The sequence below is a fragment of the Streptomyces sp. NPDC051963 genome (assembly GCF_044593495.1).
Lineage (GTDB): Bacteria > Actinomycetota > Actinomycetes > Streptomycetales > Streptomycetaceae > Streptomyces.
Genome location: NZ_JBIUCC010000002.1, coordinates 1,151,666 through 1,165,573, shown reverse-complemented (window position 1 = coordinate 1,165,573; position 13,908 = coordinate 1,151,666). Strand labels below are relative to the sequence as shown.

12 protein-coding genes are annotated in these 13,908 nt (G+C 69.5%); 7 read left to right on the top strand and 5 right to left on the bottom strand.

Going from position 1 to position 13,908, the window contains the following annotated elements; genetic code table 11:
* Positions 1 to 45 precede the first annotated feature (45 nt).
* On the top strand, positions 46 to 1,050 hold the full coding sequence (locus ACIHFB_RS11705; RefSeq protein ID WP_365278055.1) for a COX15/CtaA family protein: 1,005 nt from the start codon (positions 46 to 48) through the stop codon (positions 1,048 to 1,050).
* Here ACIHFB_RS11705 and ACIHFB_RS11700 read toward each other — a convergent pair.
* Together ACIHFB_RS11700 and ACIHFB_RS11695 are read right to left on the bottom strand one after the other, a co-directional pair.
* The gene (locus tag ACIHFB_RS11700) at positions 1,027 to 1,719 is read right to left on the bottom strand and encodes a hypothetical protein (protein WP_400126559.1); all 693 of its coding nucleotides are present in this window, start codon (positions 1,717 to 1,719) and stop codon (positions 1,027 to 1,029) included. The two genes, ACIHFB_RS11705 and ACIHFB_RS11700, sit on opposite strands and share 24 nt — an antisense overlap.
* 32 nt (positions 1,720 to 1,751) lie before the next feature.
* Entirely contained in the window at positions 1,752 to 2,324 is a 573-nt protein-coding gene (locus ACIHFB_RS11695) for a hypothetical protein (protein WP_365278050.1), read from the bottom strand.
* A gap of 371 nt (positions 2,325 to 2,695) precedes the next feature.
* Here ACIHFB_RS11695 and ACIHFB_RS11690 point away from each other — a divergent pair, with 371 nt between their 5' ends.
* The gene (locus ACIHFB_RS11690; RefSeq protein ID WP_365278047.1) at positions 2,696 to 4,105 is read left to right on the top strand and encodes a hypothetical protein; all 1,410 of its coding nucleotides are present in this window, start codon (positions 2,696 to 2,698) and stop codon (positions 4,103 to 4,105) included.
* Between the two features lie 89 nt (positions 4,106 to 4,194).
* Here ACIHFB_RS11690 and ACIHFB_RS11685 read toward each other — a convergent pair whose 3' ends face one another.
* The 3 genes from ACIHFB_RS11685 to ACIHFB_RS11675 form a co-directional block, all read right to left on the bottom strand.
* Positions 4,195 to 5,301 carry an amidohydrolase family protein gene (locus ACIHFB_RS11685; RefSeq protein WP_365278044.1) on the bottom strand — a complete coding sequence of 369 codons (1,107 nt, stop codon included), beginning with the start codon at positions 5,299 to 5,301 and terminating at the stop codon, positions 4,195 to 4,197.
* A 122-nt stretch (positions 5,302 to 5,423) separates the two neighbouring features.
* Complete coding sequence (locus tag ACIHFB_RS11680; RefSeq protein WP_400126556.1) at positions 5,424 to 5,765, bottom strand: hypothetical protein; 342 nt, start codon at positions 5,763 to 5,765, stop codon at positions 5,424 to 5,426.
* 69 nt (positions 5,766 to 5,834) lie between these two features.
* Positions 5,835 to 6,803, bottom strand: coding sequence for a heme o synthase (locus tag ACIHFB_RS11675; protein WP_400126554.1), 969 nt, complete (start codon positions 6,801 to 6,803; stop codon positions 5,835 to 5,837).
* A gap of 381 nt (positions 6,804 to 7,184) precedes the next feature.
* On the opposite strand from ACIHFB_RS11675, the gene tkt reads away from it, so the two are divergent.
* From tkt to pgl, 5 genes are read left to right on the top strand one after another with little or no spacing between them, the layout of a single operon-like run.
* Complete coding sequence (gene tkt, locus ACIHFB_RS11670; protein ID WP_400126552.1) at positions 7,185 to 9,272, top strand: transketolase; 2,088 nt, start codon at positions 7,185 to 7,187, stop codon at positions 9,270 to 9,272.
* 34 nt (positions 9,273 to 9,306) lie between these two features.
* Positions 9,307 to 10,425, top strand: coding sequence for a transaldolase (gene tal / locus ACIHFB_RS11665; protein ID WP_365278035.1), 1,119 nt, complete (start codon positions 9,307 to 9,309; stop codon positions 10,423 to 10,425).
* Position 10,426: 1 nt separating this feature from the next.
* Entirely contained in the window at positions 10,427 to 11,953 is a 1,527-nt protein-coding gene (gene zwf / locus ACIHFB_RS11660) for a glucose-6-phosphate dehydrogenase (RefSeq protein ID WP_365278293.1), read from the top strand.
* Entirely contained in the window at positions 11,950 to 13,071 is a 1,122-nt protein-coding gene (gene opcA, locus ACIHFB_RS11655) for a glucose-6-phosphate dehydrogenase assembly protein OpcA (protein WP_400126550.1), read from the top strand. Before zwf ends, opcA begins: the two co-directional genes overlap by 4 nt.
* Entirely contained in the window at positions 13,068 to 13,850 is a 783-nt protein-coding gene (gene pgl / locus ACIHFB_RS11650; RefSeq protein WP_365278029.1) for a 6-phosphogluconolactonase, read from the top strand. The genes opcA and pgl overlap by 4 nt, the downstream gene beginning before the upstream one ends.
* The last annotated feature ends 58 nt before the right edge of the window (positions 13,851 to 13,908 follow it).

The window sequence follows — 13,908 nt, the reverse complement described above, 5'->3', positions numbered from 1 at the left end:
AGACCCTCGTGAAAGCGTGCACAAGCGGCCCCCTACGATGGGCCCGTGCCAAACGTGACCCGCGCCGATGCCGTAGCCGCCGTGCGCAACCCGCTCGCCTTCATCGCCGCCCGCTGGACCCCCACGCCCCGGACGGTGCAGCGGGCAGCCCTGTCCGCGCTCGTCATGTCGGTGGTCATCGTGGTCACCGGCGGTGCCGTGCGGCTCACCGGGTCCGGGCTCGGCTGCCCGACCTGGCCCAAGTGCACCGACGAGTCGCTGACCGCCACCAGCGCGATGGGCTTCCACGGCTACATCGAGTTCGGCAACCGCATGCTGACGTACGTGCTGTGCGCCGCGGTCGGCTGGGCGATCATCGCCGCGCGCTCCGAGAAGCCGTACCGACGCAGCCTGACGCGACTGGGCTGGGCGCAGTTCTGGATCGTGATGAGCAATGCGATCCTCGGCGGCATCGTGGTGCTGGTCGGCCTCAACCCGTACACGGTCGCGGCGCACTTCGTGGCGACCTCGGCCCTCATCGCGGTCGCCACGGTGATGTGGCAGCGCACACGCGAGGGTGACGCGGCGCCCCGTCCACTGGTCGGCAGGCCTGTGCAGCAACTCGTGTGGTTCCTGGTCGCGGCCGCCGTCCTGCTGATCCTGGTCGGCACCGTGGTGACCGGCGCGGGTCCGCACGCGGGCGACTCCAGCGAGGTCGAGCGGATGCCGCTCGACTGGGAAACCGTCACCAAGCTGCACGCCGTGCTGGCCTGGATCGTGGTGTCGCTGGCCTTCGCCCTGTGGTTCGTCCTCAAGGCGGTCGACGCCCCCAAGGGGCCGCTGCACCGCACCCGGGACCTCTTCCTGATCCTGCTCGCCCAGGGCGCCATCGGTTACGTCCAGTACTTCACGGACCTCCCCGAGATCCTGGTCGGCGCCCATATGCTCGGCTCGGCCCTGGTGTGGATCGCGGTGCTGCACGTCCTGCTGTCACTGCGCGAACGGCCCGCCGGGGACGTCGACATCCCCCGCCCCACGGAGTCCGGGTCAGCCGTCGGCGCCGGAGTCTGACCCCCGGGTGCCGGGCCTCTCCGACGAGGCCGGCCCGGCATCAGCGCCCTCGGAGCGATCCGGCGTCATGCGGTCCGAGCTCCGCTGGGCGGGTGCCAGCAGCGTCTCGAACACGGCGAGCAGCTTCTCCACGGTCTGTCGCGAGAACATGCCCACGAGCGCGGCCATGCCGGCGACACCGTACGGATTGATGTCGTTGGACGACGCCAATGTGGTGGTCAGTCCGCCGCGCAGCAGGAGGTAGACGACGAGCGCGAGTACGGCCCCCACGAACGGCTCCAGGGAGTACATCAGCAGCCAGCTGCGGCGCAGTTGACGGTTGCCGACGTACTCGTAGAGTGAGCGCAGCGAGTGGATCAGGGCGCCCATGCCGCCGGCCGCGAGGACCACCAGGAAGAGCCGGGCGTCACGCAGCAGCCCGATCCGCCACCACAGGATCCGTACCCGTACCGGCCGATCCGGGGTGATGCCCGTCGCACCGGACTGGGTGGCGGGCGGCGGCCAGGCCTCCACCAGGACGGTGGTCAGTACGACGGTCACGACGAGCATGACAGCGGTCAGGGCGAGGATGTCCCGCTTCTTCGCGAACCCCTGCCCGATCGGCGTTCTCCCGCTGCCGTCCGCGTCCTCGCCCGCCCGGTCCGACGGCCGCGTCTCCCCCTCCGCCACCACAGTCCCCCGATCTCCGCTGCCCCGCCTGTCTAGTCCCGGCCGGGTCCCGGTGCCGCGGCCAGTCCCGCCTGCTCCAGGCAGGCGGCGCCGCGCGGGGTGATGGCCCAGGCGTTGTGCCGCCACTGCCGGCTCTTCCAGGCCACGCCGGACGCCAGCAGCTTGCGGCCGATCCTGCTGACCTCGGTGATGTCCACATCGAGCCGCTCGGCGAGCTGTTCGTTGCTCAAGCCGGGCTCCTGTGCGACGGCCGTCAGGAAACGCGCCGCGTGTCCGCGCGGATCGAGGCTCAGCTGGAGCCCCGTGGGCAACCTGCGCAAGGCCCAGTACGTCACGTCGATCAGACCGAGCAGACGTCCGCACTGTTCGGCGGTCTTGGGGTCCTTGCCGTCGTCGCCGTCGCCGCCGAACTGTCCGTACAGCACCCGGAGTCCGTCGTGTGCCGCGCGCAGGGCGGGCTCGTCGGCGGCCAGCGAGGCGTCGGTGATCAGCATGCCGAGGGAGCTGAAGCAGCCCTCGGTCATGCCGTAGTCCACCCGCATCTCGTCCAGCAGACTTCGTATCTCGGTCGTCCGGTCGCGCCGGTCGCTCTCCTGCTCCCTCATGACGTCCCCCGATCTCCCACTCGACTTTGGGGTCCCCTCCACACTGGCTGGATGTCAAGTGAGTGTCAAGTGATGCCATCATGATTCTTTTTCCCGCGATCTTTTCCCGTGATCTTCCTCGCCGATTCCCTTTTGTTACATATTCATCGACACGTTTAATGTGCATATGCGGCAGGCGCCGTTAACATCCTGGTTACGTGCTCCGGCGCGTACACGCTTCGGGGGGATGAACCATGAACGACAATTCGTCGCGCAACACCACGCATTCGATCAACGGGATCGAATTACCTTCCGACCCGGCCGATCTCTTCGTGATTCTTTACGATCTGCTTCCGGAAGAGCGCTTCCGTGCCAACGAAGCGATCGATTGGATGCGCAATTCGACCGTTCAAGGGATCGCGGACCACGTCTGCAAGAGCGTGCTCGGGACCGGCCGGGTCAGCGACCGGCTGGCGGGCGACATCGTCAGGAACATCGACAACCACGGCCATCTCGGCATGTTCGCCGCCCTGTTGGGCCTCGACTGGGCCGTGGCCGCGGCCAATCCGTTCAGCCCGGGCTACGACGAGCCGACCATGTCGTGGCTCAGCATCCGCTACATACGCCACAACCGCCTCAACAATCCCCGGGAGACGGCGGGGCTCCTGCTCCCCCGTTGCGCCCGACCGGGAAAGGTGATGGCGGAGTGGGAGAACAAAGCGGATTTCTTCAATGTGCACCGGGTCGCACCCGAGGACTGCGCCAGAATCCACCTAGGCCGGATCCCGAGCCGCAATGATCCGGCGTTTTCGGGAGAGAAACCGATTTCTGTCGGCGCTGTTCCGGTGCTGGAAAAGTACACCGAGCTGGAGTTCGAATTCCAGGCGAAAGGTCCGGTCCGGAGGTATCGCACGAGGCCCGTGTCGGGCCGTCTCCGCGACCGGGTCGGCCAGGTGTTCCGCAATCTCCAGGAGTCGGGCGCCGAGATAGGCGTGCTGCCCGAGAGCACCCTGTCCAGCGCGCTCCTCGACCACTGGAAGACCCTGCTCAGAGAACAGCCCGAGGACAGCGGTCTGCAGTGGATGCTGCTGGGCACCGGCCCCCTCGACGACACGAACCCGCCGCCGAACCGTGCCGTCCTGGTGGACTGCCGAACCCGCCAGACCATCCTCCAGCAGGACAAGATGGCGGGCTTCACCCTGACCGCGGACCTGGCCAACCAGTGGCGGCTGCCCGGGGAACCGCACCGGGGACTCGCCCGCGAGGACATCGCCCGGGGCCTCGACATCACCGTGCTGGAGAGCACACTGGGCCGCATCGCCGTCTTCGTCTGCGAGGACGTCAAGCAGTCGGTCCGCTGGGCGGCCAAGCTCCAGGCCTTCGGGGTCTCGCACGTCTTCGTCCCGCTGTTCGCCGCTCCCATCCTGCGCGCCAGGCCCCAGTGGGAACGTCAGGCGGCGCAGCGCTGCATCGAGGAGTTCGGCGCCTGGGTCGTCCTGTCCAACAGCCTGGCCGTCGGCGCGGAGATGCGCACTCCGCCGCACGCCCCGCAGGGCGACGGATTCAACTGTGCCGTGGTCGGACCGCGCTCCCACACAGCCACGACATACGCCGACTACGACACGCAGTTCTGCCGCGCCGACAGCGCCGCGGACGTGTCCCGCGTGCACTACCGGAACGACACACCGGTGACCGCCGAGGAGAACACCGCCCTGCCTCTGCCGACGGTGCAGCCGGGCTGGTCGGAGGTGGAGCCGACCTGGGCGGACGCGGCAGAGGATCCGGACTGGGCGACTGGATGACGGCGCGCCTCGGCGACCGTCGGTACGGGCCCGGCCCCGGCGGCGGCACGGAACCGTCTCCATGCCGCCGCCGGGCACACCGCTCCGGCTCACTCCAGCCCGTACACCCGCCGAGCGTTCCCCGCCGCCACCATCCCCGCCACCCGCTGCGCGTCCGCCAGCGACCACGCCCCGTCGGCCACCCAGCCGCCGAGCACCCGCCCGAGCGCCTCGCGGAAGAGCCGCGCCCCCACGACATGAAGTTCGGGCAGTCCCTGGGCCCCGCTGGAGAAGACGATCTTGCCGAAGGGGGCCAGTTCCAGGATCTCGGCGAGGATGGTCGCCGCGCGGGCGCCGGTGCGGACCAGGGCGGCGCCCGAGTCGGCGTAGACATGCGGGAAGACGCCGGCGAGGTGGGCGGCGTGCCGGTGGTAGGGGTAGCTGTGCAGCAGGACGAGGTCCGTGCCCAGGCCCGCGGTCGCCCGTACGAAGTCCGTGAGCAGGACGGGGTCGGTGCGGTCGATGCGTAAGCCCGGTTCACCGAGCCCGGCATGCAGCTGAAGGGGCAGCCCCGACGCCACCGCGATCCACAGCAGATGCCGCAGCAGGACGGGGTCGGTGAGCTCTCCGCCGACCCGCCGATCCGCCAGCCAGCGCCCGGCCGCGCCCCTCACCTCTCCCGGCCCCGGCGGCTCGGGCGCCAGCGCCAGACCGTGCCGCACGCCGGCCACGGACGTGAAGGCGACGGCACTCCCGGCGGCCCCGTGCACCGACTCGGCGAGGTTGGCGAGGAACGACTCCACCGTGCCGGAGGTGTCGGCGACCTGTTCGGCGAGGAGCTCCAGCCGCACGATCTCGCGCGCCTCGGCGGACGCCGCGGACGCCAGCTCGTCGGCGCCGGTGAGGTCGCCGGGCAGCCCGGTGTCGATCAGATACGTCGTGATACCGCTGCCGCGCAGCAGCCTGCGGCCCGATTCCAGTACGCCGAGTTCACGGCGCCGGGCGAGATAGCGGGCGGGCGGACAGTGCGGTTCCAGGCCGAGCAGCGGGGGGCACCAACGCCGTACGGCGAACCCGGTCTGGGTGTCGAAGAGGGTCGTTCCGGGCGCGGGCGGGCCCTCGGTGCGGGCCAGCTGGGCCTCGAAGGTGCCGAGGCCCAGCTCTGTTCTCAGCACGCCATGGCAGTACTGGTCCACGAGGGACGGCGTTTCGATCATCCGGGCTCCCCGTGGTCGGACCGTGCACTCCTACGGTCCTAACGGGTGAGCCCGCGTTCAGGTGTTGCTCGCACACACCCCGTGCGAACGACCGACGGATGTCAGCCGGGTGCGGGGCCCCGCTACCGGCCCTGGGACCCGCCCAGCTGAAGGCCCGCCATCCGCTTCCACTCATACGTTCCCGTGGTCACCTTCGCCGCGAACTCCCCGTCGAAGTCCTCGTGCACCGTGATCCCGGACTTCTCCACGGCCTGCCGGGCGATGTCCATCGAAGGGGCCACCAGGTCGCCCCAGCCGCCGTCCTCTCCGACGAGGACGATGCGGGCGCCGCGCTCGCCGATGTAGGCGACCTGGGCCTCGGCGCCGCCGTGGGCCTTGGAGAAGGTGCTGATCTGCCGGGCGAGCCGGGCCGCCTTGCGCTCGGCCTTAGCGGCCTTAGCGTCAACCTGCTGCGTGTCTGCCATGGCCAGGATGCTACTCACGAGTAGATGAACTTGGCGAGGCCGGGGCTCTGTGACGTACGTCGATGCGCGTCAGCGCAGGAAGGGGTCCACCGCGACCGCGACGAAGAGGAGCGACACATAGGTGATCGACCAGTGGAACAGCCGCATCTCCTTGAGCTTCGCGCCCGTCACCTCGGCCTTGGCGCGGTTCTGCAGGCCGTGCGCCTCCCAGAGCCAGAAGCCGCCGGCCAGCAGCGCGACGAGCGTGTAGAACCAGCCCGTGTAGCCGAGCGGGGTCAGCAGCAGGGACACCGCGACCATCACCCAGCTGTAGATCACGATCTGCTTCGCGACGACCTTGTTGGAGGCGACGACCGGCAGCATCGGGACGCCCACGCGTGCGTAGTCCTCCCGCACCTTCATGGACAGCGGCCAGTAGTGCGGCGGCGTCCAGAAGAACATGACGAGGAAGAGGATGATCGGCGCCCACGACATGGAGTTCGTGACGGCCGACCAGCCGATGAGCACCGGCAGACAGCCGGCGATGCCGCCCCAGACGATGTTCTGCGAGGTACGGCGCTTGAGGATCATCGTGTAGACGACGACGTAGAAGAGGAGTGCGCCGAGCGACAGCCAGGCGGACAGCCAGTTGACGGCCAGGCCGAAGAGCAGCGTGGAGACGACGGCCAGGGTGATGCCGAAGACCAGGCACTCGCGCGGGCTGACCATGCCGGTGACGAGGGGGCGCTGCGAGGTGCGGTCCATGAGCGCGTCGATGTCACGGTCGATGTACATGTTCAGCGCGTTGGCGCCGCCCGCGGAGAGGTAGCCGCCGACGCAGGTGAGCAGGACCAGCTTCAGGTCGGGAACGCCCTGCTCGGCCAGGAACATCACCGGAACGGTGGTGATCAGCAGCAGCTCGATGATCCGCGGCTTGGTCAGCGCCACGAACCCCTTGACACGGGCCCCGAGCGGCCGGTGGCTCGGGCTCTGGCTCGTCCCGATAATCCCCGCTGGACGGGATTCAACGGCCGTCACGCACACCCCTGACAGAGACATCCCAGCGAGCCCCCGGTGTGAAGTCCCGGTAAAGGCTCGCGCGTACCACGCCACTCTAGACGTTGCCCAGACCCGGACATTCGCGGGGGTGGGGTCGTGTTGAGCGACGCCTGTGGACGAGCCCGGCGGCCCTCGATTGAGCACTCTTACGAGCGGCTCCGTATTCAGATGCCGAACACGGAACGGACCGGTCGGGAGGCGGATTCCGAGGAGTCCCGGCAGTCTGGAATGACTCGAAAAATCGCACGTACCCACGGGGGTAGGCTCGACAACGGCCGGGGCGTTCAGTGCGCCGGCAAACGACGTGCATGACATGCACCGGCATTCGACATGCGTGACATTTCGACATGCGTGACATGTGGAGAGGAGCCCTGACCCAGGGTGAGCACCGAGCCGACCACCACAGACCTCGAGTGGACCGAGTTGGACCAGCGGGCCGTCGACACCGCCCGCGTCCTGGCCGCCGATGCCGTACAGAAGGTCGGCAACGGCCATCCCGGTACGGCGATGAGCCTGGCGCCCGCCGCCTACACCCTCTTCCAGAAGGTGATGCGGCATGACCCGGCAGACGCCGACTGGACCGGACGCGACCGCTTCGTGCTGTCCGCCGGACACTCGTCCCTGACCCTCTACACCCAGCTGTACCTGGCCGGTTTCGGCCTGGAGCTGGACGATCTGAAGGCCTTCAGGACGTGGGGTTCGAAGACCCCGGGCCACCCCGAGTACGGGCACACCACCGGCGTGGAGACCACCACCGGCCCGCTCGGCCAGGGTGTCGCCAACGCGGTCGGCATGGCGATGGCCGCCCGCTACGAACGCGGTCTGTTCGACCCGGACGCACCCGAGGGCACCTCGCCCTTCGACCACTTCATCTACGCGATCGCCGGTGACGGCTGCCTTCAGGAGGGCATCTCCGCCGAGGCGTCCTCGATGGCCGGCCACCAGCAGCTGGGCAACCTGATCCTGCTGTGGGACGACAACCACATCTCGATCGAGGGCGACACCGAGACCGCCGTCTCCGAGGACACCGCTCTGCGGTTCGAGGCGTACGGCTGGCATGTGCAGCGCATCGCCCCCAAGCCGGACGGCGACCTGGACCCGCACGCCATCTACAACGCCATCGAGGCCGCGAAGCAGGTGACGGACAAGCCGTCCTTCATCGCGATGCGCTCGATCATCGCCTGGCCCGCCCCGAACGCCCAGAACACCGAGGCCGCGCACGGCTCGGCGCTCGGCGACGACGAGGTCGCGGCCACCAAGCGGGTCCTCGGCTTCGACCCGGAGAAGTCCTTCGAGGTCTCGGACGAGGTCCTGAACCACACCCGCCAGGCGCTGGAGCGCGGCCGTCAGGCCAAGGCGGAGTGGGAGAAGTCCTTCCAGGAGTGGCGCAACAACAACGCCGAGCGCGCGGCCGAGTTCGACCGCATCAGCAAGGGCGAGCTGCCGACGGGCTGGGAGGAGAAGCTCCCGGTCTTCGAGACGGGCAAGGGTGTCGCCACCCGCGCCGCGTCCGGCAAGATCCTCCAGGCGCTGGGCGCGGTCATCCCGGAGCTGTGGGGCGGCTCGGCCGACCTGGCCGGCTCCAACAACACGACGATCGACAAGACGTCGTCGTTCCTCCCCGCGGACAACCCGCTGCCGGAGGCGAACCCGTACGGCCGGACGATCCACTTCGGCATCCGCGAGCACTCCATGGCCGCGGAGATGAACGGCATCGCGCTGCACGGCAACACCCGTATCTACGGCGGTACGTTCCTCGTCTTCTCGGACTACATGCGCAACGCGGTGCGCCTGTCGGCCCTGATGCACGTGCCGGTGACCTACGTCTGGACGCACGACTCCATCGGTCTCGGCGAGGACGGCCCCACCCACCAGCCCGTCGAGCATCTCGCCTCGCTGCGCGCCATCCCGGGCCTGAACGTCGTGCGCCCGGCCGACGCCAACGAGACCGCGATCGCCTGGCGCGAGATCCTCAAGCGCTACACCAAGGTCTACGGCAAGGGCGCACCGCACGGTCTGGCGCTGACCCGTCAGGGCGTGCCGACGTACGAGCACAACGAGGACGCCGCGCGCGGTGGTTACGTGATGTTCGAGGCCTCCACGGGTACGCCGGAGGTCGTGCTGATCGCGACCGGTTCCGAGGTGCACGTCGCCGTCGAGGCGCGCGAGCAGCTGGAGGCCGACGGGGTGCCGACGCGTGTGGTGTCCATGCCGTGCGTGGAGTGGTTCGACGCGCAGGACCAGGGGTACCGGGAGAGCGTCCTGCCGCCGGCCGTGAAGGCGCGCGTCGCGGTCGAGGCCGGTATCGGTCTCACCTGGCACAAGTACGTCGGGGACGCCGGTCGCATCGTTTCCCTGGAGCACTTCGGTGCTTCGGCGGACGGCAAGGTCCTCTTCCGCGAGTTCGGCTTCACTGCCGAGAACGTGGCCGCCAAGGCGCGGGAATCGATCGCCGCAGCCCAGCGCTGACGCTCACATACGACACGTAGGAGATGCATTTTCCATGACAGACGCACTCAAGCGCCTCTCCGATGAAGGCGTCGCGATCTGGCTGGACGACCTGTCGCGCAAGCGGATCACGTCCGGCAACCTCGCCGAACTGATCGACGAGCAGCACGTCGTGGGCGTCACCACCAACCCGACCATCTTCCAGAAGGCGATCAGCAGCGGCGACGGCTACGAGCAGCAGCTCGAGGACCTCGCCGCCCGCAAGGTCACCGTAGAAGAGGCCGTCCGCATGATCACCACGGCGGACGTCCGCGACGCCACCGACATCATGCGCCCGGTCTTCGACGCCACCGGCGGCCAGGACGGCCGGGTCTCCATCGAGGTCGACCCGCGTCTGGCGCACAACACCAAGGCGACGATCGCCGAGGCCAAGCAGCTGGCCTGGCTCGTCGACCGCCCGAACACGCTGATCAAGATCCCGGCGACCAAGGCGGGCCTGCCGGCGATCACCGAGGTGATCGGCAACGGCATCAGCGTCAACGTCACGCTGATCTTCTCGCTGGAGCGCTACCGCGAGGTCATGGACGCCTACCTGGCGGGCCTGGAGAAGGCCAAGGCCAAGGGCCTGGACCTCTCCCTGATCCACTCGGTGGCCTCCTTCTTCGTGTCCCGCGTGGACACCGAGATCGACAAGCGGCTCGACGCCCTCGGCACCGACGAGGCCAAGGCGCTGCGCGGCAAGGCCGCCGTCGCCAACGCCCGGCTCGCCTACCAGGCGTACGAGGAGGTCTTCTCGACCGCCCGCTGGAGCGCGCTGGAGGGCTCGGGCGCCAACAAGCAGCGTCCGCTGTGGGCCTCGACCGGCGTGAAGGACCCGGCGTACAAGCCGACCCTGTACGTCGACGACCTGGTGGCGCCGAACACGGTGAACACCATGCCGGAGGCCACGCTCCAGGCCACCGAGGAGCACGGCAGCATCACGGGCAACACCATCGCCGGCACCTACGAGCAGGCCCGCGCCGACATCGACGCGGTCGAGAAGCTCGGGATCTCGTACAACGACGTGGTCCAGGTTCTGGAGGACGAAGGCGTCGAGAAGTTCGAGGCGTCCTGGAACGACCTGCTCAAGTCGACCGAGGCGGTCCTCGACCGTCTCGCCCCCTCGGAGGGCTGACATCTTGTCAAGCAGCAACCCGCTGCGTGACCCCGCAGACCGACGGCTCCCGCGTATCGCGGGGCCGTCGGGCCTGGTCATCTTCGGCGTCACGGGCGATTTGTCCCGGAAGAAGCTGATGCCCGCGGTGTACGACCTCGCCAACCGAGGTCTCCTGCCGCCGGGCTTCTCCCTCGTCGGCTTCGCACGCCGCGAGTGGCGACACGAGGACTTCGCACAGGAGGTCCACGACGCGGTCAAGGACCACGCCCGTACGCCGTTCCGCGAGGAGGTCTGGCAGCAGCTCATCCAGGGGATGCGCTTCGTCCAGGGCACCTTCGACGACGACGACGCCTTCGAGCGGCTGCGCGGCACCATCGAGGAACTGGACAAGGCACAGGGCACGGGCGGCAACTTCGCCTTCTATCTGTCCGTCCCGCCGCGCTCCTTCCCGGTGGTCATCCAGCAGCTGAAGAAGCACGGCCTGGCCGACCAGACCAGCGGCTCCTGGCGGCGCGCGGTCATCGAGAAGCCCTTCGGCCACGACCTGAAGTCGGCCGAGGAACTCAACCAGACCGTCGAGGAGGTCTTCGCCCCCGACCAGGTCTTCCGCATCGACCACTACCTGGGCAAGGAGACCGTCCAGAACATCCTGGCGCTGCGCTTCGCCAACACGATGTTCGAGCCGATCTGGAACCGGTCCTTCGTCGACCACGTGCAGATCACGATGGCCGAGGACATCGGCATCGGCGGCCGGGCGGGCTACTACGACGGCATCGGCGCCGCCCGTGACGTCATCCAGAACCACCTGCTCCAGCTGATGGCCCTCACGGCCATGGAGGAGCCCGCCTCCTTCGACGCGGACGCGCTGGCCGCCGAGAAGACCAAGGTGCTCGGCGCGGTGCGGCTGCCGAAGGACCTGGGCCTGGCCACCGTGCGCGGACAGTACGCGGCGGGCTGGCAGGGCGGCGAGAAGGCGGTCGGGTACCTCCAGGAGGAGGGCATCGACCCCCAGTCGAAGACCGACACCTACGCCGCGATCAAGCTGGAGGTGGACAACCGCCGCTGGGCGGGCGTCCCCTTCTACCTGCGCACCGGCAAGCGGCTCGGCCGCCGTGTCACCGAGATCGCGGTCGTCTTCCAGCGGGCGCCCCACTCCCCCTTCGACCACACGGCGACGGAGGAGCTGGGCAAGAACGCGATCGTCATCCGCGTCCAGCCCGACGAGGGCGTCACCGTCCGCTTCGGCTCCAAGGTGCCCGGCACCTCGATGGAGATCCGGGACGTCTCCATGGACTTCGCGTACGGCGAGTCCTTCACGGAGTCGAGCCCCGAGGCGTACGAGCGGCTGATCCTGGACGTTCTGCTCGGCGACTCGAACCTCTTCCCGCGCACCGAGGAGGTCGAGCTGTCCTGGGAGATCCTCGACCCGATCGAGGAGTACTGGGACAGGAACGGCAAGCCCGCGCAGTACCCGTCCGGAACGTGGGGCCCCGTCGAGGCGGACGAGATGCTCGAACGAGACGGACGGAGCTGGCGCCGGCCATGAAGATAGACCTCACGGACACCACGGCCAGCAAGGTCAACAAGGCCCTGGTCAAGGGGCGCCGCGACATCGGCACGCCCGCCGTCGGCATGGTGCTCACCCTGGTCATCGTCACCGACGAGGAGAACGCCTACGACGCCCTGAAGGCCGCCAACGACGCGTCGCACGAGCACCCCTCGCGCACGCTGGTCGTCATCAAGCGCGTCTCGCGCTCCCCGCGCGACCGCACGACCTCACGCCTGGACGCCGAGGTACGGGTCGGCGCGGACGCCGGCACCGGCGAGACGGTGATCCTGCGGCTCTACGGCGAGGTCGTGAACCACGCCCAGTCCGTCGTCCTGCCCCTGCTGCTGCCGGATGCCCCGGTGGTGGTCTGGTGGCCGGTCAACGCGCCCCTCGACCCGGCCAACGACCCGCTCGGTGCCCTGGCCCAGCGCCGGGTCACCGACACCTACGCCGCCGAGCAGCCCGTACGGGAACTCAGCGCCCGCTCGGACACCTACGCACCCGGCGACACGGACCTCTCGTGGACCCGCATCACGCCCTGGCGCTCGATGCTGGCCGCGGCCCTGGACCAGGTCGTCTGCGAGGTCGAGGCGGTCGAGGTGGAGGGCGAGGAGTTCAACCCGAGCTGTGAGCTGCTGGCGATGTGGCTCGCGGACCGGCTGGACGTCCCGGTGAAACGGTCGCTGTCGTCGGGCCCCGGTCTGACGGCGGTCCGCATGGACACCAACTGCGGTCCGATCGTCCTCGACCGGGCGGACGGCTCACTCGCGACCCTGTCGATCCAGGGCCAGCCGGACCGTGCGGTGGCGCTGAAGCGCCGCGACACGGCCGAGCTGATCGCGGAGGAGCTGCGGCGGCTCGACCCGGACGACACCTACGCGTCGGCGTTGCGGTTCGGCGTGGAGCGGCTGAACGCGGCGAACGGGAACGGGAAGGCCGTGGCGGAGGCGCCGGTTCGCAAGCCGGCCGCCGAGGCCGGTGAAGCCGACACGGGCGGCGAGGCCGACGCCGTCGCCAAAGGAGCCGCGGCCGAGGCTCCTGCCGAGTCTGCTGCCAAGGCTCCCGCGAAAGAAGCGGCGGCGAAGGCACCGGTGAAGAAGGCGGCGGCGAAGTGAGCACCCCGCAGCTGGTCGTGCACCGCGACAAGGAACTGATGGCGCAGGCCGCCGCGGCCCGGCTGATCACGAAGATCGTGGACGCCCAGGCCTCGCGCGGCTCCGCGTCGGTGGTGCTCACCGGCGGCCGCAACGGCAACGGCCTGCTCGCCGCGCTGTCCTCCGCCCCGGCCCGGGACGCCGTCGACTGGGGCCGGCTCGACCTGTGGTGGGGCGACGAGCGGTTCCTGCCCGAGGGCGACCCCGAGCGCAATGTCACGCAGGCCCGCGAGGCCCTGCTGGACTCGGTTCCGCTCGACCCGAAGCGGGTGCACGCCATGCCCGCCTCGGACGGCACGTACGGCGCCGACGTGGAGGCGGCGGCCGCCGCCTACGCCGAGGAACTGGCCCGTGCCGCCGGTCCGGAGAACCACGGCGCCGTGCCCACCTTCGACGTCCTGATGCTGGGCGTCGGACCGGACACCCACGTGGCGTCGCTGTTCCCCGAGCTGCCCGCCGTACGGGAGACCGAGCGCACAGTGGTCGGTGTGCACGGCGCACCCAAGCCCCCGCCGACCCGGGTCACCCTCACGCTCCCCGCGATCCGCGCGGCCCGCGAGGTGTGGCTCCTGGCGGCCGGCGAGGACAAGGCGAACGCCGCGGCGATGGCCCTGTCCGGCGCGGGTGAGGTCCAGGCTCCGGCGGCGGGTGCGTACGGCAGACAGCGCACCCTGTGGCTGCTGGACGCCGCGGCGGCGTCCCAGCTGCCGCGATCGCTGTATCCGCCGGCTTCGCCCTGAGCACAGCTCTCCTGAGCACAGCTCTTCTGAAGGCCCCAGGTGGTCCGCCTGGGGCCTT